This is a genomic window from Pseudomonas marginalis, assembly GCF_900105325.1.
In the GTDB taxonomy this organism is placed as follows: Bacteria; Pseudomonadota; Gammaproteobacteria; order Pseudomonadales; family Pseudomonadaceae; genus Aquipseudomonas; species Aquipseudomonas marginalis.
In genome coordinates, this window is the sequence record NZ_FNSU01000003.1 from 2,043,366 (window position 1) to 2,064,484 (window position 21,119).

Here is a 21,119-nt window from a genome sequence, read left to right on the forward strand (position 1 = left end):
AGTAAAGAGCCCCCGCTGGCGGGCGAATGCGCCGTTGGCAGGGGGGCACTTGTCATTTGGTCGTAGTTTCAGTGCTTGGCGACCAGCTCTTTGGGCAGCTTGAAGGTCCAGAGCATGCCGCCCTGGTTGAAGTCCTTGATGCGCTTGGCCACTTCACCGCCCCACAACGGCACGGCGCCGCCCCAGCCGGAGAGCACCGAGACGTACTGTTCGCCGTCCATTTCCCAGGTCACAGGCGAGCCGAGCACGCCGGAGCCGGTCTGGAATTCCCAGACCTTCTCGCCGGTCTTGGCGTTGAACGCCTGCAGGAAGCCTTCCGGCGTGCCGGTGAACACCAGGTTGCCCTTGGTGGTCAGCACCCCGCCCCACAGCGGCGCGAAGTTCTTGTGGCGCCAGACTTCCTTGCCGGTCTTCGGATCGATGGCGCGCAGCACGCCAATGTAGTCTTCGTTCAGCGGCTTGATGGTGAAGCCCGCGCCAAGGAACGCCGCGCCCTTCTTGTAGGCGATGCCTTCGTTCCAGATGTCCATGCCCCACTCGTTGGACGGCACATAGAACAGCCCGGTGTCGCGGTTGTAGGCCATCGGCATCCAGTTCTTCGCACCGAGGAACGCCGGCGCGACAAACACCGAGGTGCCCTTGGTTTCGCTGCCCGGCGCGCCTGGGCGGCTGGCTTCGTTGTAGATCGGCCGACCGTCCTTATCCAGGCCGCTGGCCCAGGTGATCTTGTCGACAAACGGGAAGCCACGGATGAACTTGCCGTTGGCGCGGTCGAGCACGTAGAAGAAGCCGTTGCGGTCGGCGGTGGCTGCCGCTTTGATTTCCTTGCCGCCTTCGGTGTAGTTGAAGGCGATCAGCTCGTTGACGCCGTCATAGTCCCAGCCGTCGTGGGGCGTGCTCTGGAAGTGCCACTTGATGGTGCCGTCGTCCGGGTTCAGCGCCAGGCGCGAGGACGAGTAGAGGTTGTCGCCGGGGCGCAGGTGCGAGTTCCACGGCGCCGGGTTGCCGGTGCCGAACAGCAGCAGGTTGGTTTCCGGGTCGTAGTAGCCGCCCAGCCACGGTGCGGCGCCGCCGGTTTTCCACAGGTCGCCCGGCCAGGTCTTGCCCGCCTCGCCACCGGAGATGCCGTTTTCCACGGCTTTGCCGTCCTTGTAGACATAACCCATATGACCTTCGACCGTCGGGCGGCTCCACAGCAGCTCGCCGTTTTTCGGGTCATAGGCCTGGATCTTGCCGACCACGCCGAATTCGCCACCGGCCACGCCGGTGATCAGCTTGCCGTTGACCACCAGGGGCGCGGCACTGATCGAGTAGCCTTCCTTGTGGTCGGCGACCTGCTTGCTCCACACCACTTTGCCGGTGTCTTTGTTCAGCGCCACCAGCTTGGCGTCGAGGGTGCCGAAGAACACCAGGTCGCCGTACAGCGCCACGCCACGGTTGATCACGTCACAGCACGGGCGGATGTCATCGGGCAGACGCGCATCGTACTGCCAGAGCTTCTTGCCGGTGCGCGCATCCACCGCGAACACCCGCGAGTAGGAACCGGTGAGGTACATCACCCCGTCCTTGATCATCGGCTGCGCCTGTTGCCCACGCTGCTTCTCGCCGCCAAAGGAAAACGCCCAGACCGGGCGCAGTTCCTTGACGTTGTCGACGTTCAGGGTATCGAGGGGGCTGTAGCGCTGGCCCTGCACGCCGAGGCCGTTGGTGACGATCTGCCCGGGGTTTTTCGGGTCCTGGAGGATGTCCTCATCGGTGACCGAGGCCATGGCCTGGCCAGACAACAGGATGGCACCGAGCAACACACTCAAGGCGAAGGGTTGGCGACGTGCGGGTTGGGTCATGACGGCTACCTCTGCGGTTTTTTGTTATACCCGGGAAATTTTCCCGGTCTGGTGCAGATTCTTGGGCGCAGGGGCCGTTGTCACAATTGACCGCAGTATCGAGTTTGCTAGTTCCTTAGTAGCGGGTCAGCGCGCCGAATCCACGCGTTGCATCTGTTCGCGCTCGTAACGCGGGTACAGGTGGCTGACGCTGCGGATCAGTTCATAGCGGCTCAGGCTGATCGCCGCGAAGCGTGCGGGGATGGGGCTGCGGATCATCTCGGCCATGTCGCTGCCCTGGGCCGCGCCGTCACGCAGCAGTTGGTCAAGCCAGGTCAGGTAGTCGCGCATCTGTGTGAAAGGCTGGGCATCGCTGGCCACCGGGCCATGGCCGGGCACGATCAGGGTCCAGGGCAAGGCTTGCAGGGTGCCGAGGTCAGCCAGCCACACCGCCAGCCCCGGGCTGTTGGGGGTGGTGAGGGCGCGCTGGTAAAACACCAGGTCGCCGGCAAACAGCACGCCGGTGCTCTGGTCGAAGATCGCCAGGTCGGCGCCGGTGTGACCGCTGAGCGCAAGCAGGCGCAAGTCGTGGCGGCCGACACTCAGCACACCGGGTTCCAGCACCTGGGTGGGCAACACCACCTCGGTGCCGCGCATCCAGTCGCCAACCATGCGATAGAGGTTTTCCGCCATGCCGTCGCCCTGCTCGTGCAGCAGCCGCGTGGTCTCGGCCAGGGCGCCGATGGGCATGTCCTTGAAGGCCTGGTTGCCGAGCGCATGGTCGGGGTGATGATGGGTAATCAGCACCTGGATCACCGGTTTGGGGGTGACACGGGCGATGGCCTCGCGCATGGCTTCGCCGTAGCGCCGCGACGGTCCGGTGTCGATCACCACCACACCGGCCTCGGTGACGATGAAGGCGGTGTTGACGATATTGCCGCCATTGGCCTTGGCAAAATTGTCGGTGCTGCCTTCGAGCAGCCAGGTGTCGTCGGCGATCAGCCGGGGCTTGAGGGCGTAGTCGAGGTCCGCCAGGGCGGGCAGGCTCAGGCCCAGGCATAACAATAGAATCCAGCGCATGCCGCGCTCCTTCTGGTCAGGGGATGGCCGCGTCGAACTCATTGCCGCTGTTGTCGCGCAACACCAGGCGGGTGGGCCCCGGCGCGTCGATGTCGAAGGCCAGGTTGGGGTTTTCGCTGACCGCCGGGAACAACTCAAGGTCAGCCAGCACCTGGCCGTCCTGGCCGCGCAGTTGTGCATGGTTGATAAAAAACTCGGGGATGCCGCTGACCATGCCGTTGTCCATCGGGTGCGCCACCTGTACACGCACCCGGCTGAACTCGCCACGCGGGTACCGGCCGCCGAGCACTTCGCCGATGTGCTCTTCCCAGCCCGGCTGGGTGCGTACCACGCTGGGCGCAGTGCAGCCGCCACCGGCCGCGTCGATCAGGGTCGAGCCCACGTGCCACAGGCCGTCATCGGTGAGCACCGCCGCCCGCAACGGCGTGGCCTGCTCGATACGAATCCGCAGCGACAGCCACGGCAGCACCCCGGCCTTGGGCTGGAAGTCGACGATTTTCGGCAACGGGTTGAGCTCAGCCCAGGCGAGGATCTTCACCACATGGCCACTGAAGGCCCGTGCATCGATTTCCAGGGGCACCTGACGCGCATCTTCGGCAAACGGCGGCGCAAGCAGCTTGACTCGGTCGTCGAACACGAACGGCGCCAGCGCCAGGAACTGCTTGTGATAGAAGTCCCACATCACCGACGGCACCGGGTCGACCTCCACGGCGTGCGCCGCCAGCGGCAGCCAGCAGGCCAGGATGCAGCTCAATCGCCAGTTCATCGCCTGCTCCTATTGATACATCTCGGGCACTTCGTACTGCAGGCCGTAACGGGCATAGATGGCTTGCACCGCGCCGTCGCGGATCAGGCCTTCCAGCGCCTCTTCCACCGCGTAGGCCAACTGGCGATTGCTCTCGTGCACCGCCATGCCGATCTCCCAGCGTTGCTTGCCCATGTTCGGGTAGGCGTTTTCGGCCAGGGCCAGTTGCGGGTCATGGGCCTCGTGCACCTGCCAATCGACTTCGCCGCGCATCGCCATCACCGCATCGACCTCACCGGCTTTCATCGCCGCAAAGGCCTGGGGTACGTCGGGGTAGTGATGGGTCTTGGCGGCGAGCATGCCGTTGAACACCGAGGTGAGGTAGAACGACGGTACGCTGTCGACTTCGACGCCAATCGGGTGCTGCTCGAACACCGCCACACTGGCAACCGTGTCCAGGCGCCGACGGTCATAAGCCACCTGCCATTGTTCGTTCTGGTACGGCCCGAACATCACCACATGGCCGTTTTCCAGTTCGCCCTGGTCGTTGCGCTTTTGTGCGTAATCGCGGTCGTAGGGCGCGCGCATCATCAGGTCGGCCAGTTGCTGGTTGTGCAACGGGCTGCCGCGCCAGATGTAGTCGCGCAGGTCGTCGTCGAGCTTCTCGCCGGCCGGCGCCCAGATCAACTTCAGCCGTACCCCCAGCGCCGTGGCCAGGGCCTGGGCCAGTTCCACGTCGACCCCGCGCGCGGTGGCGCCGTCTTCGAAACTGTAGGGGGCAAAGTCCTTGTACACCGCCACGTTGATTTCGCCGGCGGCGATCATCTGGTCATAGCTGCGCACCTGCGCCTGTGCCGGCTGGCAACACAGCAGGGCCAGGCCAAGCACATAAGCGAACAGGCGCATGGCTTACTCCTCGACGTGCACGCTGTCCAGGTAGGTGCGCACGGCCCACAAGGCTTCCTGGCTCAGATAGTCGGCCATTTTCGGCATGTACACGCGACCGTCACGCACCGCGCCATGGCGCACGCGCTCGACGAACCACTCATCACCGGCTTCGCCCACATCGAGCATGCGCAGGTCGGGGGCGATACCGCCGGACTTGGCTTCCAGGCCGTGGCAGGCGGCGCAGTTCTGGTTATAGGCGGACGAGCCGATTTCCACGGCGCGGTCGTGTTCAGGCGAGGTGCGGTACGGGTTGACCGCCGCCCAGCCGTCTTCGTTGACCGGTACGCCGGCGTCCTTGATCGAGGTCAGGCCCTTGGTTTCCACCGCTTGCGGGACCACGTTGCCATGGGCCCAGGCGGAGCCCCCGGCGATCACACCGACCAACAGCCCGGCGACGAGCAAGGCATTGTGTTTTGTTGTCATTATTTTTGCCCTCAGGATTGCACGCAAAACCTCATTGCAGAGGCTATGGCAACCATCTTAGAAACCCCGGGGCATGGGCCGTATGCTGCTTTGGTGGCCGCCCTCTCCTCCCTTGGTAGTAGGGCTTGTGGGGCACGCCTAAAACAGCGGCGCCTCGGGAAGTCTTCCCGGCCACGGCGGGAATTTTTCCGTATCCGCCCGGCGCCCCGGCGTTCCACCCTGTGCAGGCCAAAACCTCCACTGGGAACTGCAACCATGACAATAAGATCGCTACCCGCCCGCTCACCTTTAAGCCTTGCCGTGCAAGCCTTCGTGCTGGTGGGCAGCCTGTCCCTCAGTGCGGCAACGTTTGCCGCCGCCGAACCCGCCAAGCCGACGCACAACGTCACCTGGGAAGACATCGCCAACGACCACCTGACTACCCAGGACGTGCTGCAATACGGCATGGGCACCAACGCCCAGCGCTGGAGCCCGCTGGCCCAGGTCAACGACAAGAACGTGTTCAAGCTCACCCCGGCCTGGTCCTACTCGTTCGGCGATGAGAAGCAACGCGGCCAGGAATCCCAGGCCATCGTCAGCGACGGCGTGGTCTACGTCACCGGCTCCTATTCCCGCGTGTTCGCCCTCGACGCCAAGACCGGCAAGCGCCTGTGGACCTACAACCACCGCCTGCCCGACAACATTCGCCCATGCTGCGATGTGGTCAACCGCGGTGCGGCGATCTTCGGCGACAAGATCTACTTCGGCACCCTCGACGCGCGCCTGATCGCCCTCGACAAGCACACCGGCAAAGTGGTGTGGAACAAGAAGTTCGGCGACCACGCCGCCGGCTACACCATGACCGGCGCCCCGGTGCTGATCAAAGACAAGGTCAGCGGCAAGGTGCTGCTGATCCACGGCAGCTCCGGCGATGAGTTCGGCGTGGTCGGCCAGCTGTTTGCCCGCGACCCGGACACCGGTGAAGAAGTGTGGATGCGCCCGTTCGTGGAAGGCCATATGGGCCGCCTCAACGGCAAGGACAGCACCACCACCGGCGACGTCAAGGCGCCTTCGTGGCCGGATGACCCGACCACCGCAACCGGCAAGGTCGAGGCCTGGAGCCACGGCGGCGGCGCCCCTTGGCAGAGCGCGAGCTTCGATGCCGAGACCAACACGATCATCGTCGGTGCCGGCAACCCCGGCCCGTGGAACACCTGGGCGCGCACCGCCAAGGACGGCAACCCCCACGACTTCGACAGCCTCTACACCTCGGGCCAGGTCGGCGTCGACCCGAGCACCGGCGAAGTGAAGTGGTTCTACCAGCACACCCCGAACGACGCCTGGGACTTTTCCGGCAACAACGAGCTGGTGCTGTTCGACTACAAGGACAAGGACGGCAAAGTGGTCAAGGCCACCGGCCACGCCGACCGCAACGGCTTTTTCTATGTGGTGGACCGCAACAACGGCAAGCTGCAGAACGCCTTCCCGTTTGTCGACAACATCACCTGGGCCAGCCATATCGATCTGAAGACCGGGCGTCCGGTGGAGAACGAAGGCCAGCGCCCGGCCAAGCCCTTGCCGGGTGAAACCAAAGGCAAACCGGTGGAGGTCTCGCCGCCGTTCCTGGGGGGCAAGAACTGGAACCCCATGGCCTACAGCCAGGACACCGGCCTGTTCTACATCCCGGGCAACCAGTGGAAAGAGGAATACTGGACCGAAGAGGTCAACTACAAGAAGGGCTCGGCGTACCTGGGCATGGGTTTTCGCATCAAGCGCATGTATGACGACCACGTCGGCACCCTGCGGGCAATGAACCCGACCACCGGCAAGGTGGTGTGGGAGCACAAGGAAGCCTTGCCGCTGTGGGCCGGCGTGTTGGCGACCAAGGGCAACCTGGTGTTTACCGGTACAGGCGACGGTTTCTTCAAGGCCTTCGACGCGAAAACCGGCAAGGAGCTGTGGAAGTTCCAGACCGGCAGCGGCATCGTCTCGCCGCCGATCACCTGGGAGCAGGATGGCGAGCAGTATGTCGGCGTCACCGTCGGCTACGGCGGCGCGGTGCCATTGTGGGGCGGCGACATGGCGGAGCTGACCAAGCCAGTGGCACAAGGCGGGTCGTTCTGGGTGTTCAAGATCCCGAGCTGGGATCAAAAGACCGCGCAAAAATAACCCCCGCGAGAATGCCGGGCCGCTTTTTGCAGCAGGCGGCTTCTTCCCTTGTGGTGAGCGGGCTTGCCCCGCGCTCGGCTGCGCAGCAGTCGTAGAACCTGAGCGCACGGTGGTGCTGGAGGAATGCCGGGGCCGCTTCGCAGCCCAGCGCGGGGCAAGCCCGCTCACCACAGCAAGCCCCTCACCACAACAAGCCCGCTTACCACAGGATCCCCAGAGGTCGCACGATGAACTACCTGCCCTTGTTACTCCTGCTCTGCCTGCCCGTGGCCCACGCCGAGGATGGCGACGATGCGCCGCTGATCATCAACGGCTGCACCATCGCCGAACACAGCCAATGCCCTGGCGCCAACCTCAAGGGCGCCAACTTGCGCAACCAGGACTTGAGCAAGATGAACCTGGCCGGCGCCGACCTGCGCGAGGCGGATCTGCGCCATGCCAACCTCGACCTGGCCAACCTGGAAAAAGCCCGACTGCAAGGCGCCAACCTGACTCGCGCCAGCCTGCAACAGGCCAACCTGCGCCTGGCCGACTTCAGCGGCGCCACGTTGATGGCGATCCAGGGTTGGGGCCTGTTCGCCCAGGGCGCACAGTTCGAAAACGCCAACCTCAGCGCGGCCTACCTGCAATTTGCGCGGCTGTCGGGGGCGAAAATGCACAAGGCCAACCTGCGTGCGGCCGACCTGGAAATGACCTGGCTGAGCAAGGCCGACCTGCAAGGTGCCGACCTCAGCGATGCCAACCTGCAGGAAGCCAAGTTCGGCGAGAGCAACCTTGAAAACGCCACCCTGACCGGTGCGCGGCAACATTATGGGAATTTTCAGGATGCGAATATGGAGGGCTGCCAGGATTGCCCAACGACCTGGGATCGCTGAAACGACGCTCTTGAAATGTGGGAGGGGCGGTGCGCACACCCGGTTACCCAACCACCCGCACCACCCCCATGTCGATCCCCAGGTGCACCAGCTCGGCATGGGAACTCACCTGCAATTTGCTCTTGAGCAAGGTCAGGTGATTGGACACGGTCTTGCTGCTGATATTCAACTGGTCGGCAATCGCTCGGGTCGGCGTGCCCCTGGCCAGCATCAGGAAGATTTCCAGCTCGCGCGGGGTCATGCCCTGCAAACGTTGATCACCGGGCGTATAGGCCAGTTCAGTGGCCAGGGCCTGTTCGATATAGGCGTGGCCGTCGAGGATGCGCCGCACCGCTTCGATCAACACCTCGGGTGCCGAGGTTTTGGTCAGGTAGCCCGAGGCGCCCGCCTCCAGGGCCTGGCGCACCAGGGGCAACTCGTCGTGCATGCTGAAAAACAGCACGCGCAGGTGCGGCAGACGCTGGCGCAGGCGCCGGGTGGTTTCCAGGCCGCTGATGCCCGGCAGGCCGAAGTCCATGATCACCAGGTGCGGCAGCGCTTCCTGGACCCGGCTCAACGCCTCTTCGCCACTGGCCGCCTCGCGCACTTCAACGGCCGGCAGCAGCGCACGCAACAGGCTGGCATAGCCCTGGCGTACCACGGCGTGGTCATCCACCAACAGAATATTCATGAGGCCTCCAACGGCATGTTCAACGCCAACGCCCAGCCGGCGCCGGGCTGGCTGATGATCTTCAATTCGCCGCCCAGGCAGCGGGCGCGTTCGGCCATCGAATACAGGCCCACGCCGGGCCGCTGGGGCGTGTCTGCGCCGCGACCGTTATCGCGCACCCACAGGCGCAGGCGCGAACCGCGATGTTGCAGGCGCACGTGCACCTGGCTGGCGTCGGCATGCCGCAGGATGTTGGTCAGGGCTTCCTGGAGCAGGCGGTACAGATGGGTCTTGCTGGCGCCGGGCAACAGCGGCAGGTCGGTGCTGACCTGCAGGTGGCAGGGAATGCCGTGGCTGGCCTGCCACTGGGTGACCAGCAGCGCAAACGCCTCGGCCATCGGCAGGTGTTGCAGGGCCACCGGATAAAGGTCGTGGACCAGTGCCCGGAAGCCTTGCTGCAAGTGCTCGCAGTGATCCTCAAGTTGCGCCACCGTGGGCGCCAGCAGGTGCGGCTGGTCGGTGGCCAGGCGCAACAGGCAGGCCTGGGCGCGAATGCCGGCCAGGTATTGGCCGAGGTCATCGTGCAGGGTCTGGGCCAGGTGGGTGCGTTCCCGCTCCTGCACCGCCAGCAGGGTTTGGGTAAGCCGGGTGTTATCGGTGCGCGCCTGCTCCAGGGCGTCGGTCATGCGGTTGAAGTGCAGCGCCAGTTGGCGTGCTTCCGGCGCGCCTTGGCTGCGCAGGCGCACATTGAGCTGGCCGGCGCACACCTGTTGCAGCGCACGCAGCAATTCATCCAGCACGCCCATGCCCCGGCGCACCGCCCAGCGGATGGTCAACAGGCTCAGGGCCAGGGCCAGGGCGCACAGGCCCAGCAGTTGTTGCAGGGAGTCCCAGACCTCGTCGATTTCATCCCGCGGGTCGACAGCGATGGACACGCGCCGGCCGTCCGGCAAGTCCAACACCTGGGCACTGCGCCGCGCCTCGGCAAACAATAGCTGCCCGAGCCAGGCGTCCAGCCCGTCCGCGTCCGGCGCTTGCACGGTGTCGCCGCTCGCCAGCCAGTGCACGCGGACATGGCGCAAACTCGCGGTGAGGTGGGGTTGCAGGCTGGCCGGGTCGCGCGCGGCGGTTTCGCTCAGGTAGTGCACCACCGCTTCGGCCGATTGCAGCTCGCGCTCCACATCGGCCAGGGCCTGGTGCAGCAACAGCGCGGTGCAGGCGCAGGTCACCAGGATGAAGAAGCCGCACACCCATAGGTTGATGCGCCACAAGGTCGACAAGACGCGCATGCTGGTGTCACTCCTGTGGATAGAGCCCGTGGTGCTCCATGCTAAAACCCCACGGCGCGCCCGGGGCTACTACCTTGGTACTGCCCCAGCGCTACTTTCTGCATATTTGCAGCGACGTTCAGGGTTCCTATGCTGGCGCTACCTGTCATGGAGTGCCCTATGCGCCAGCTCGCCCCCTACGCCGTGATCTGCCTGCTGGCGATCGCCTGGACCGCCACCGGCCAGGCCGCCGAAGCGCCCTTGCAGGTGCAGATCGGCTACCTGGGCTATCGGCCCGATCCAGGCCCGCTGCTGTCGAATGTGATTCCCGAGCCCGCCGATGCCGGGCAGCGTGGCGCTGAACTGGCGATCATCGACAGCAACAGCACGGGCGCCTTTCTCAACCAGCGCTACAGCCTGACGACCGCCACGGTGGACACCCCGGACGCCCTGCTCGCCGCCGCCCAGGCCCAGCATGCCCAGGGCCTGCGCCTGTTCGTGATCAACGCACCCGCCGCCAGCCTGCGCCAACTCAGCGCAGCCCTGCCCGACAGCCTGCTGTTCAATGCCGGCAGCCCGGATGACCGACTGCGCAGCAGCGACTGCCTGGGCAACGTGCTGCATACCCTGCCCAGCCGCGCGATGCTCGCCGATGCCCTGGCGCAGTTCCTGGTAGTGCGCAAATGGCAGAAAGCGCTGTTGATCGTCGGCCCCACCGAGGATGACCAGGCCTACGCCGCCGCCCTGCGGCGCGCCGCCAAACGCTTCGGCGTGCAGCTGGTGGCGGAAAAGGCCTGGCGCTTCGATAACGACCAACGCCGCAGCGCCCAGGCGGATATGCCGCTGTTCACCCAGACCGCCGAATACGACGTGGTGCTGGTGGCCGACGAGCGCGGCGACTTCGGCGAGTACGTGCCCTACCAGACCTGGTACCCGCGCCCCGTCGCCGGCACCCAGGGCTTGACGCCCACCGGCTGGCACAAAACCGTCGAGACCTACGGCGCCGCCCAATTGCAGAAACGCTTCGAGGCCCTGGCCGGGCGTTGGATGAACGACCGCGACTTCGCCGCCTGGATGGCCGTGCGCAGCGTCGCCAGTGCAGTGAGCAAGTTGCGCCAGGTCGAGCCCATGGCGATCCGCCAAGTGCAAATCAGCGAGCAACTGCCCCTGGACGGCTTCAAGGGCCGCAAGCTCAGCTACCGCTCCTGGAACGGCCAACTGCGCCAGCCGATTCCCATCGTGCAGCCCCGCGCGCTGGTCAGCACCTCGCCCCAGGACGGCTTCCTGCACCCCACCAACGAAATGGACAGCCTGGGCTATGACAAACCCGAGGTGACCTGCCGCTTCCCTTGATCGCCTACCCACAATAATAAGGAATCCGCCATGCGCCGCACCCTGCTCCCATGCGCCCTGCTGCTTGCCGCCGGGCACGCCGTGGCCAGTACCGCCTGGGTCTCCAACGAGAAAGACAACAGCCTGAGCCTGATCGACATGCAGACCCTGCAAGTCACCGACACCCTCAAGGTCGGCCAGCGCCCACGGGGCCTGCTGCTGTCCCATGACAACAAGCTGCTGTACATCTGCGCCAGCGACTCGGACCGCGTGCAGGTGATGGACGTGGCCACGCGCAGGATCATCAAGGAACTGCCCTCCGGCAAAGACCCCGAGCAGTTCGCCCTGCACCCCAATAACCGCTGGCTGTACGTGTCCAACGAAGACGATGCGCTGGTCACCGTGATCGACACCGAAACCTCCTAGGTGCTCGGCCAGATCAACGTCGGCGTCGAACCCGAAGGCATGGCCGTGAGCCCGGATGGCAAGTGGGCGGTGAACACCAGCGAAACCACCAACATGCTGCACTGGATCGACACCAGCACCCAGACCCTGGCCGACAGCACCCTGGTGGACCAGCGCCCGCGCTTCGTCGAGTTCAACCACGATGGCTCGCAGCTGTGGGCCTCGGCGGAAATCGGCGGCACCGTGACCATCCTCGACGTGGCCAGCCGCGCGATCCTCAAGACCTTGACCTTCAAGATCAAGGGCGTGCACCCGGACAAAGTCCAGCCGGTCGGCATCAAGCTCAGCGCCGACGGCAAGTACGGCTTTGTCGCCCTCGGCCCGGCCAACCATGTGGCCGTGATCGACGCCAGGACCTTCGAGGTCCTCGACTACCTGTTGGTGGGCCGCCGCGTGTGGCAGATGGCATTTACCCCGGACGAGAAACAGTTGCTGGCCACCAATGGCGTGAGCGGTGATGTGTCGGTGATCGATGTGGACAGCCTCAAGGTGATCAAGTCGGTGAAGGTCGGGCGTTATCCGTGGGGCGTGGTGGTCACGCCATGAACGCCCTGGAGGTGCGCGACCTGAACTTCGCCTATGGCGCACGGCAGGTCTTGTGCGAGGTGAGTTTCAGCCTGGCACCAGGGCGCTTTGCGGCGCTGCTGGGGCCCAATGGCGCCGGCAAATCCACCTTGATCGCCCTGCTCACGCGGCTGTATGACCTGCAAAGCGGCGATATTCGCGTGGGCGGTCATTCCCTGCGTGAGGCGCCGCGTGCAGCCCTCACCCAGCTGGGTGTGGTGTTCCAGCAAAGCACCCTGGACCTGGATTTAAGCGTGGAACAGAACCTGCGCTACCACGCCGCGCTGCATGGTTTATCGCGGCGCCAGACCGACCTGCGCGTAGCCGCCGAACTGGCACGCCAGGCCCTCACCGAACGGCGACGCGAAAAAGTCCGCGAGCTCAACGGCGGGCATCGGCGCCGGGTGGAAATCGCCCGGGCGTTGCTGCATGAGCCGCGCCTGCTGCTGTTGGATGAGGCCAGCGTCGGCCTCGACCCGGCCAGCCGCCTGGCGCTGAACCAGCACGTGCGCAGCCTGTGCATCGAACAGGGCATCAGCGTGCTGTGGACCACCCACCTGCTCGACGAAGTACAGGCCGACGATGAGTTGATGATCCTGCATCAGGGCCGCCTGGTGGCCAGCGGGCAAGTCGCTGCCTTGATCGCGCAGCAAGGCGGCGATCTGGGCAGCGTGTTCGCGCACTTGACTCGCCCCACCACGACGGGAGCGGCGGCATGAACGCTTACTGGCAATGCCTGCGCGGCATCGTGCTGCGCGAGTGGCTGCGCTTTGTGTTGCAGCGCACGCGGTTTCTCAGTGCGCTGGTGCGCCCATTGCTGTGGCTGCTGGTGTTCGCCGCCGGGTTCCGCGCCGCGTTGGGCATCTCGGTAATCGAACCCTACGACACCTACATCCCCTACGAGGTGTACATCGTCCCGGGGCTGGCCTGCATGATCCTGCTGTTCAACGGCATGCAAGGCTCGCTGTCGATGGTCTACGACCGCGAGATGGGCAGCATGCGCGTGCTGCTGACCAGCCCGCTGCCGCGCACATTCTTGCTGTGCAGCAAGTTGTTGGCCACCGCGCTGATTTCGCTGTTGCAGGTGTATGGGTTCCTGGCGATCGCCTGGGTGTACGGCGTGCAACCGCCGGCCATGGGGCTGGTCGTCGCCCTGCCGGCGTTGCTGCTGGTGGCCTTGATGTTGAGTGCCCTGGGCCTGCTGCTGTCGAATGCGATTCGCCAGCTGGAGAACTTTGCCGGGGTGATGAACTTCGTGATCTTCCCGCTGTTTTTCCTGTCATCGGCGCTGTACCCGCTGTGGAAGATGCGCGACTCCAGTGAATGGCTGTACTGGCTGTGCGCGATCAACCCGTTTACCCACGCCGTGGAGCTGGTGCGCTTTGCCCTGTACGAACGCTTCGCCGGCCTGGCCCTGGCGGTGTGCCTGGGCTTGACCGTGCTGTTCGCGGTGTTGGCGGTGCTGACCTTCAATCCCCAGCATGCGGCGCTGCGCAAAAAGGGCTGAAGGCGGCAAAACTACTACTTTGGTACTGGTTTTCCTGTCTATCGTCGCATTCCCAAGGGCTCGGGACTCACGTGTAATGCGCGCATAACGATAAGGATTGCCCTGCCATGCTGTACGCTCGACTGCCTCTGTTGGCACTGCTGTGCCTGTTCGTCGCCCACGTCCAGGCCGACACCCCGCTGTTTTCCGCCGACGGCTACCGCATCAGCCTGTACCGCAGCCCTACGCCCGACCACCTGCCAGGCGCCACGATTGTCGATACCGCGGCCCTGCAAACCCTGCTCAATCAAAGCCCGGCGCCAGTGCTGATCGATGTGTACCGCCGCCAGTGGCTGCAAGGCCGCTTCATCGAAGACCAGCCCCACGCCAACCTGCCCGGCAGCCACTGGCTGGCCAATACCGGCGACGGCGACCTGACGCCGGAGTGGCAAAGCTATTTCGTGCGCCACTTGTATGCCTACAGCGGCGGCGACCTCAAGCGACCGTTGGTCTTCTATTGCCGCTCCGATTGCTGGCTGAGTTGGAACGCGGTAAAACGTGCCGCCAACCTCGGCTATACCTCTGTGTACTGGTATCGCGACGGCCTGGATGCCTGGGAAGCGGCGAAGCTGCCGGTGACGGTCGCCCAACCCGAGCCATTTCAAACCTCACAATAAGAAAGGTGAACGGCCATGTACAAAATCCTGATTGCCGACGATCACCCACTGTTTCGCGAAGCGATCCATAACGTCATCAGCGACGGCTTCCCCGGCAGCGAAGTGATGGAAACCGCCGACCTCGACAGCGCCCTGGCATTGACCCAGGAACACGACGACCTCGACCTGATCCTGCTCGACCTGAACATGCCCGGCATGCATGGCCTCAATGGCCTGATCAACCTGCGCAACGAGGCGCCGACCATTCCGGTGGTGATCGTCTCGGCCGAGCAGGACAAGCAGGTCGTGCTGCAAGCCATCACTTACGGCGCCGTGGGCTTTATCACCAAGTCCTCGCCCCGCCTGCAAATGACCGAGGCGATCCAGCAGATTCTCAACGGCAACGTGTACCTGCCGCCGGACATCATCCGCACCCAGAAGCCCGGCACCCACCGGCGCCTCAACGAAAACCCCGGCTTCGCCCCCGAGCTGCTGCAAGCCCTGACGCGCAAGCAGTTGCTGGTGCTGGAGCGCATGACCAAGGGCGAGTCGAACAAGCAGATCGCCTACACCCTGGAGATTGCCGAGACCACGGTGAAGGCCCATGTGTCGGCGATCCTGCGCAAATTGAATGTGCATAACCGGGTGCAGGCGATCCTCAGTGCCGGGGATATCGATTTCGGCTCGTACCTGCGCCGCTGACCCATCTGACACAACACAAATCAAAGGTGGGAGGGGGCTTGCTCCCGATGGCGGTGCATCAGTCAGTCATGATGTCGACTGACCCACCGCTATCGGGAGCAAGCCCCCTCCCACATTGGTTCTCCGTTTGTCAGGGCCGGCCGAGCAGGTGGCTCATGGCAGTCTTGAGCTTCATCGGACGTACCTGCGCCGCCAATCTTCCAGGCACAACACTGCTCAAATGTGGGAGGGGGCTTGCTCCCGATGGCGGTGCATCAGTCAGTCATGATGTCGACTGACCCACCGCTATCGGGAGCAAGCCCCCTCCCACATTTTGATCTCCACTTGTGGGTATTTCGCCGTTCATTTGCCGAGCAGGTGGCTCATGGCGGTCTTGAGTTTCATCGGGCGTACCGGCTTGTGCATCAGCGTGTGCCCCAACTCGCGAATTTGCAGCTTGAGTTCATTGCTGTAGTTGGCGGTGATCATCAGCGCCGGTATCGCGCGGCCGCGGCGCCCATTGATGCGGGCGACGGCGTCGACGCCGTTCTGGTCGTCGTCGAGGTGGTAGTCGGCGATCAGCAAATCGGCTTCGGCATGGTAGTTGTCCACCTGCCGCGCCAGGTCCTGCTCCGACAACGCGGTGATCACCTGGCAGCCCCAGCCTTCCAGTAAGGTGCGCATGCCCGCGCAGATCGCCGCGTCGTTATCCAGCACCCACACCCGCGCGCCTTGCAGGCGTTCGAGCATCGGCTCGCTCATGGCCAGCATTGGCAGCGACTTGGGCGCCGTGGCGCTCAACGGCACCTCCACCGAGAACATCGAGCCATTGCCCGGCCAGGATCTGACGCTGATGCGATGCCCCAGGATCCCGGCGATCTTTTCCACGATCGCCAGCCCCAGGCCCAACCCCCGGTCCTGGTCGGGCCGCTGCACATCGCCGCGCTTGAATTCCTGGAAAATTTCCTCCAACCGCTCCTCGGCGATGCCCATGCCGCTGTCCCACACCTGGATCGACAAACGCTGATGCTGGCGGCGACAGCCCAGCACCACACGCCCCTTGTAGGTGTAGCGAAGCGCATTGCTCAGCAGGTTGCGTAGGATCCGCGCCAGCAACTGGATATCGCTGCGCACCAGTGCCGAACAGCCGACAAAATGCAATTCCAGGCCCTCGCTGCGGGCCAATTCGGTGTACTCGACGGCCAGGTTGTCGAGCAATTCACTCAGGGCAAACGGCGCGATGTCGGCCTTGATCACCCCGGCATCCAGCTTGGAAATATCCACCAGGGTGCCCAGCAGGTTTTCCACGTCTTCCAGGGAATTGCTCACGTTGCGCACCAGGGTTTCGCTGGGCCGCTCCAGCAATGCGCTGGTAAACAGGCGCGCCGCGTTCAGGGGTTGCAGCAGGTCATGGCTGACGGCGGCGAGGAATTTGGTTTTCGACAGGTTGGCCTGTTCGGCCTCGAGCTTGGCTTCACGCAGGCGCGCCTCCATGCGCCGGCGCTCGTCGATCTCCTGCAATAACTGGTCGTTAAGCGCGGTGAGTTCCGAGGTGCGCTGGGCCACGCGCTGCTCCAGGTGCTGATAGGCCTGGTGCAGGGCTTCGGCGGTACGGCGGCGTTCGGTGATGTCGCGGATCAGCACGAAGATCCCCACCACTTCGCCGCTGGCCAGCATATTCGGCACATAGGAGCGCAGCATGTAGCGCTCCTGGTTATTGATGTTGGTCTCGGCGAACTCGAAGGTCACGCTCTCCCCCGCCAGGGCGCGGGCGACGTAGGCATCCAGGCGCTGGCAGTGCTGCTCGCTGTGGACTTCGCGCAGGCTCTGGCCGAGCATCATGCCGCGTGGCCAGCAATACCATTCTTCATAGACTTTATTGGTGAACTCGTAGACCAGGTCGGCATTCAGGTAGCCGATCAGGGCCGGGACGTTATCGGTGATCAGGCGAATCCAGCGTTCGCTTTCCTGGGCCTTTTGCGCCGCCGCCTGTTCGCCGCGCAGGGTTTCGGCGCGCAGCCGGGCGTTGATCAGCAAGTGGTTGCTGGCCTTGAGTTCGGCCATCGCCTGGTTCAGCGCGTCGGTGCGTTCGCGCACCTGCTCGGCCAGCACCACCGAATGCTGAAAGGTGGTGTACGGGTTATTACCCTGGGCCATGCCGGACTCGATGCGCTCGATCAGCGCCGCGTTGATCCGTGCCAGCTTGTGGTTGTCCTGTTGCAGCTGGGCAACCTGGGCGAGCAGTTCAGCGCCGGCCTCGGGCAATGGCGACCCCGGTGAAGGTCTGGTTGATATGCATGCCATTGAACTGTTCTCCGTAGGTGTTGAAACCCATCACCCGCTGGTCACGCAGGAAACCGCCGATCTGTTCCAGATTGCCTGAGTCTTCCAACTCCAGGCGGCGCAGGAAGCAGTCGCAGCCGATGGTCAACAGCAGGTCGCCAAGGCGCGCTTGCAGGCCGTCGAACAGGGTTTGCAGGTTGGGCAGGATCGGTCCGGGCTTCATCACGGTAAGGACGATGCCGTTTTCCACCGCGCAGTAGAAACTCAGGCTGAGGTCGTCGTGCACTTGCTGGATCGCGCGCACGTAGTACTGGTCGTGGATGCGCACCGCCAGCGGGTGCGCGGCGAAGACGCGGTGATCGAGGTCGGCCACGGCCACGCCGATATGCCGCGCGTACTCTTCGGCGGCGGGTTCGGCGTTAAGCTCGAAGACCCGGCGTGACGGACTGTCGGCGCCGGTCACCACCAGCTTTTCACTGCGCGGCAGGATGTGGTGGGTGGTGAACACCTCGAAATCCAGCCAGGTATTGACCAGCACCACCACCGCCGCGCCGCTGTGGAAGGCGCCGTTGAAGTACACGTGGGTGTGGGTGAGGAAGTTGTCGTCGCCGGCCGAACCGCCGAAATGCGGAATGTCGCCGAGCGCCGCGCTGAGGGCGGCGAGCACCATTTCTTCGCGACTGGACAGGCCATCGAGCAGGGTCAGGGCGAAGGTGTTGCCCTTGATCGGTGCCAGGGTATTGCTGCGGCAACCGCCGACCAGACGTTCGACCATCTGCTGGGCGTCGATCAGGCTGAAGTGTTCCACCTGGTCGATCAGCTCCGTGGCGATGGAAAAGTGCGCGTGGTTGAAGCCCATCGCCGTAATGCAATTGCGGCCATAGCCTTGGGGCGTGATCTCGCCGGCGCTGGTGCAGCCCACCACGCGCACGTTGCCGAAACACTCCTGCAGGGCGCGGCCCAGGGCCTGCAGGTCGTAGGACGCCGAGCAGAAAAACAGCACGAAGCCCAGGTACGGATGCAACAGTTGCCGCGCCAACTCCTCGGCGGCCTGCCCGGCATCGGTGGCCTGGGACATGGCACTGACTACGCCTTCACTGTTATGCATCGTTACCTCCCCCTCTGAGGCATGAGTGTACGAAGGGCGGAGGGTGGGACCTATGCTACTTGGGTACTGGGTGGGGGGATGCGATGGGATGAATCGCTCAAAAACAAGGGAGATTCAAATGTTGGACTGCATTTCAAATTCACAGCAAAGCGTTCACAAGCATTCCAGCTGCAACCACTACACACAGGCTGGCAAACCCCACCTGCAAGGTGCGTGCGGCAATCACCGAGCACAGGCGCCGGCCGATCAGCATGCCGACGATGCTCGCCGCGATAAACACCCAACCCATGGGTTCGATGCGCACCCCGGCATGGAACGCGCCGGCCACGCCGATCAGCGAAATCAGGCTGATCACCATCAGCGACGTGGCGACGATGCCGCGCATCTGCACGTCGGTGAGTTGCTTGAACGCCGGCACGATCAAAAAGCCGCCGCCCACCCCGAGTAACCCCGAGACTGCCCCCGTCACCGCGCCCAGTGCGGCCAGGGTGGCGCTGCATTTGGCGGTCCAGGCCAGGCGCCCGGTCTGCTGGTTGAGCATGCAGTTCTTCTGGCCCCAGGACGCCGCGCCATGGTCACTCGGCCCGGCCTCGAGCTTTTCGCGCTGCAACATGCGCCAGGCCACCAGCACCATCAGCGCACTGAACAGGCCCATCAGCACCGGCTCCGGCAACTGGTGGGCGAGAAACACCCCCAGCGGCGAAAACAGCGCGCCGAGCAACGCGATCAACAGCGCGGCGCGGTAACGCACCAGGCCGTGACGTAACCCGTCAATCGCCCCGACGGCCGCTGCCGCCCCCACCGCCAGCAACGACACCGGCGCGGCCTGGGTCATCGTCAAGCCCAACCCCAACACCAGCGCCGGCACCCCGAGGATGCCGCCGCCCGCGCCGGTCAGGCCCATGACCAGGCCCATCAACACGCCTAAAACGCTCGCCAGCAGCATTCAGTCCACCTTGCTCAGACGGGTCAGCCACTCGCGGCCCTTGAGCATGCCGTTCCAGTAGAACCACGGCAGCAATGTGGCTTTGAGGAACCACATAGAACGCCGCGCCCGGGTCGGGTCGAGGGGAAAGGTCGGCAGCAGCTTGCCGCCGTAACCGAACTCGGCCAGCACCACCTTGCCCTTCTCCACCGTCAGCGGGCACGAACCGTAGCCGTCGTACTTGAGCGGCAGCGGCGCCTGTTTGCGCAGGGCGAGCAGGTTTTCGGCGACCACCACGATTTGCTTGCGCACGGCGGCGGCGGTCTTGGCGTTGGGGGTGCCGCACACATCGCCCAGGCCGAAGATGTGCAGGTAGCGCAGGTGTTGCAGGCTGTGGGGGTTTACCTCGCACCAGCCGGCAGCGTCGGCCAACGGGCTGTAGCGGATGAAATCCGGCGCGACTTGCGGCGGCACCACGTGCAGCAGGTCAAAGGTTTTTTCCTCCAGCGTGACGTTGCCCTCGGCGTCCTTCACCTCGAACCAGGCCTTGCGCGCCGGGCCATCGACCTTGACCAGATTGGCGTTGAACGCCAGGCGCGCATGGTATTTCTCCACGTACTTCATCAACGGCGGCACAAAGGTCGCCACGCCGAACAGCGCCGCGCCGGCCAGGTTGAATTCGACGTCGATGTGCTTGAGGTCGCCGTGCCTGAGCCAGTGATCGCAGGACAGGTACATGGCCTTTTGCGGCGCACCCGCGCATTTGATCGGCATGGCCGGCTGGGTAAAGATCGCCTTGCCGCGCTTCAACTGCTGCACCAGCTGCCAGGTATACGCGGCGTGCTCATAGCTGTAGTTGGACGTGACCCCGTTGCGGCCCAACGTGTCTTCCAGGCCCTCGACTTTCTCCCAGGCCAGGCGCAGGCCGGGGCAGACGATCAGGTGGTTCCAGGTCACCCGCTGGCCGCTGTCGAGCACCAGGGTGTGCTCATCCGGCAGCAACTCGGTAACGGCAGCCTGCACCCAGGTGACGCCATTGGGCAGCACGTCGGCCAGGGGACGCCGGGTCTTTTCCAGGTCGTAGGCGCCGCCGCCGACCAGGGTCCAGGCCGGCTGGTAGCAGTGATGATCGCTGGGTTCGATAAGGGTGATGTTGAGGTCGGGGTCGCGCTTGAGCAGGCTGGCCAGCAGGCCGATGCCTGCCGAACCGCCGCCGATGACGACGATATCGCCACTGATGGTTGGCCCCCAGTGTTGGTCGGTCATGGTCTATTGCCTTTTATCGTCAATGCACACAAGGGTCGCTGCCGTATGGCGTCACGCCCAGCTTTTTATCACCGCGCCGCAGTAAAGACCGGACAGTGTCTTCATCACTTGGATCACTTCATGGCTGGCCAGCCCGTAGAAGATGTACTTGCCTTCGCGACGGGTGGCGACCAGCCCTTCGTCACGCAGGATGCCCAACTGCTGTGACAGCGTGGGCTGGCGTACGCCGGTCATGGTTTCCAGCTCGCCGACGTTGCGCTCGCCCTGGGTCAACTGGCACAGGATCAACAAACGATCCTCATTGGCCAGGGCCTTGAGCAAGGCACAGGCCTTGGACGCCGACGCGCGCAATTGGGCGACTTCGCCTTCACTCAGAGTAGATTCCATTTGCCTC

General features: G+C 64.4%; 19 protein-coding genes and 1 pseudogene. 8 read left to right on the top strand and 12 right to left on the bottom strand.

Annotation, left to right across the window (positions count from 1 at the left end; all coding sequences use genetic code 11):
- Positions 1–68: 68 nt before the first annotated feature.
- The 5 genes from BLW22_RS18520 to pedF form a co-directional block, all read right to left on the bottom strand.
- Positions 69–1,844, bottom strand: coding sequence for a PQQ-dependent methanol/ethanol family dehydrogenase (locus BLW22_RS18520; protein WP_074847228.1), 1,776 nt, complete (start codon positions 1,842–1,844; stop codon positions 69–71).
- Between the two features lie 126 nt (positions 1,845–1,970).
- Complete coding sequence (locus tag BLW22_RS18525; protein ID WP_065948411.1) at positions 1,971–2,903, bottom strand: quinoprotein relay system zinc metallohydrolase 1; 933 nt, start codon at positions 2,901–2,903, stop codon at positions 1,971–1,973.
- A 16-nt stretch (positions 2,904–2,919) separates the two neighbouring features.
- Positions 2,920–3,669 (bottom strand): quinoprotein dehydrogenase-associated SoxYZ-like carrier, encoded by a 750-nt coding sequence (locus tag BLW22_RS18530; protein WP_065926991.1) that lies wholly within the window; start codon positions 3,667–3,669, stop codon positions 2,920–2,922.
- Between the two features lie 9 nt (positions 3,670–3,678).
- Positions 3,679–4,554 carry a substrate-binding periplasmic protein gene (locus BLW22_RS18535; protein ID WP_065948412.1) on the bottom strand — a complete coding sequence of 292 codons (876 nt, stop codon included), beginning with the start codon at positions 4,552–4,554 and terminating at the stop codon, positions 3,679–3,681.
- Positions 4,555–4,557: 3 nt separating this feature from the next.
- Complete coding sequence (pedF, locus tag BLW22_RS18540; RefSeq protein ID WP_027606205.1) at positions 4,558–5,019, bottom strand: cytochrome c-550 PedF; 462 nt, start codon at positions 5,017–5,019, stop codon at positions 4,558–4,560.
- A 255-nt stretch (positions 5,020–5,274) separates the two neighbouring features.
- Here pedF and exaA point away from each other — a divergent pair, with 255 nt between their 5' ends.
- Together exaA and BLW22_RS18550 are read left to right on the top strand one after the other, a co-directional pair.
- Positions 5,275–7,167, top strand: a complete 1,893-nt coding sequence (gene exaA, locus BLW22_RS18545; protein WP_074847229.1) for a quinoprotein ethanol dehydrogenase — start codon at positions 5,275–5,277, stop codon at positions 7,165–7,167.
- Between the two features lie 227 nt (positions 7,168–7,394).
- Positions 7,395–8,042: a pentapeptide repeat-containing protein gene (locus BLW22_RS18550; protein ID WP_065948414.1), complete on the top strand. Its 648-nt coding sequence runs from the start codon at positions 7,395–7,397 to the stop codon at positions 8,040–8,042.
- 43 nt (positions 8,043–8,085) lie between these two features.
- Here BLW22_RS18550 and BLW22_RS18555 read toward each other — a convergent pair whose 3' ends face one another.
- Positions 8,086–8,712 carry a response regulator transcription factor gene (locus tag BLW22_RS18555; protein WP_065948415.1) on the bottom strand — a complete coding sequence of 209 codons (627 nt, stop codon included), beginning with the start codon at positions 8,710–8,712 and terminating at the stop codon, positions 8,086–8,088.
- Positions 8,709–9,971: a sensor histidine kinase gene (locus tag BLW22_RS18560; protein ID WP_074848201.1), complete on the bottom strand. Its 1,263-nt coding sequence runs from the start codon at positions 9,969–9,971 to the stop codon at positions 8,709–8,711. Before BLW22_RS18560 ends, BLW22_RS18555 begins: the two co-directional genes overlap by 4 nt.
- Before the next feature lie 168 nt (positions 9,972–10,139).
- Between BLW22_RS18560 and BLW22_RS18565 the strand changes: the two genes are divergently transcribed.
- The 6 genes and pseudogenes from BLW22_RS18565 (at position 10,140) to BLW22_RS18590 (ending at position 15,164) form a co-directional block, all read left to right on the top strand.
- Positions 10,140–11,312 (top strand): ABC transporter substrate-binding protein, encoded by a 1,173-nt coding sequence (locus BLW22_RS18565; protein ID WP_074847230.1) that lies wholly within the window; start codon positions 10,140–10,142, stop codon positions 11,310–11,312.
- A gap of 30 nt (positions 11,313–11,342) precedes the next feature.
- Positions 11,343–12,302 (top strand): annotated as a pseudogene (locus BLW22_RS18570) (YVTN family beta-propeller repeat protein).
- Positions 12,299–13,039, top strand: coding sequence for an ABC transporter ATP-binding protein (locus BLW22_RS18575; protein WP_074847231.1), 741 nt, complete (start codon positions 12,299–12,301; stop codon positions 13,037–13,039). The pseudogene BLW22_RS18570 and the gene BLW22_RS18575 overlap by 4 nt, the downstream one beginning before the upstream one ends.
- Positions 13,036–13,827 carry an ABC transporter permease gene (locus BLW22_RS18580; RefSeq protein ID WP_065926984.1) on the top strand — a complete coding sequence of 264 codons (792 nt, stop codon included), beginning with the start codon at positions 13,036–13,038 and terminating at the stop codon, positions 13,825–13,827. Before BLW22_RS18575 ends, BLW22_RS18580 begins: the two co-directional genes overlap by 4 nt.
- Positions 13,828–13,934: 107 nt before the next feature.
- Positions 13,935–14,483, top strand: a complete 549-nt coding sequence (locus BLW22_RS18585; RefSeq protein ID WP_065948418.1) for a PQQ-dependent catabolism-associated CXXCW motif protein — start codon at positions 13,935–13,937, stop codon at positions 14,481–14,483.
- A 15-nt stretch (positions 14,484–14,498) separates the two neighbouring features.
- The gene (locus BLW22_RS18590) at positions 14,499–15,164 is read left to right on the top strand and encodes a response regulator transcription factor (RefSeq protein ID WP_010209341.1); all 666 of its coding nucleotides are present in this window, start codon (positions 14,499–14,501) and stop codon (positions 15,162–15,164) included.
- Positions 15,165–15,506: 342 nt separating this feature from the next.
- Here the strand turns inward: BLW22_RS18590 and BLW22_RS18595 are convergent, their stop codons facing one another.
- From BLW22_RS18595 to BLW22_RS18615, 5 genes are all read right to left on the bottom strand, one after another.
- Entirely contained in the window at positions 15,507–17,447 is a 1,941-nt protein-coding gene (locus BLW22_RS18595; RefSeq protein ID WP_074847232.1) for a PAS domain-containing hybrid sensor histidine kinase/response regulator, read from the bottom strand.
- A complete protein-coding gene (nosP, locus tag BLW22_RS18600; protein ID WP_074847233.1) occupies positions 17,389–18,534 on the bottom strand; it encodes a nitric oxide-sensing protein NosP in 1,146 nt (381 codons plus the stop codon). Before nosP ends, BLW22_RS18595 begins: the two co-directional genes overlap by 59 nt.
- A 139-nt stretch (positions 18,535–18,673) precedes the next feature.
- Positions 18,674–19,480 (bottom strand): sulfite exporter TauE/SafE family protein, encoded by an 807-nt coding sequence (locus tag BLW22_RS18605; protein ID WP_074847234.1) that lies wholly within the window; start codon positions 19,478–19,480, stop codon positions 18,674–18,676.
- Positions 19,481–20,725, bottom strand: coding sequence for an NAD(P)/FAD-dependent oxidoreductase (locus tag BLW22_RS18610; RefSeq protein WP_074847235.1), 1,245 nt, complete (start codon positions 20,723–20,725; stop codon positions 19,481–19,483). It lies immediately after the preceding gene.
- 51 nt (positions 20,726–20,776) lie between these two features.
- Positions 20,777–21,112: an ArsR/SmtB family transcription factor gene (locus BLW22_RS18615; RefSeq protein ID WP_017527038.1), complete on the bottom strand. Its 336-nt coding sequence runs from the start codon at positions 21,110–21,112 to the stop codon at positions 20,777–20,779.
- Positions 21,113–21,119 lie beyond the last annotated feature (7 nt).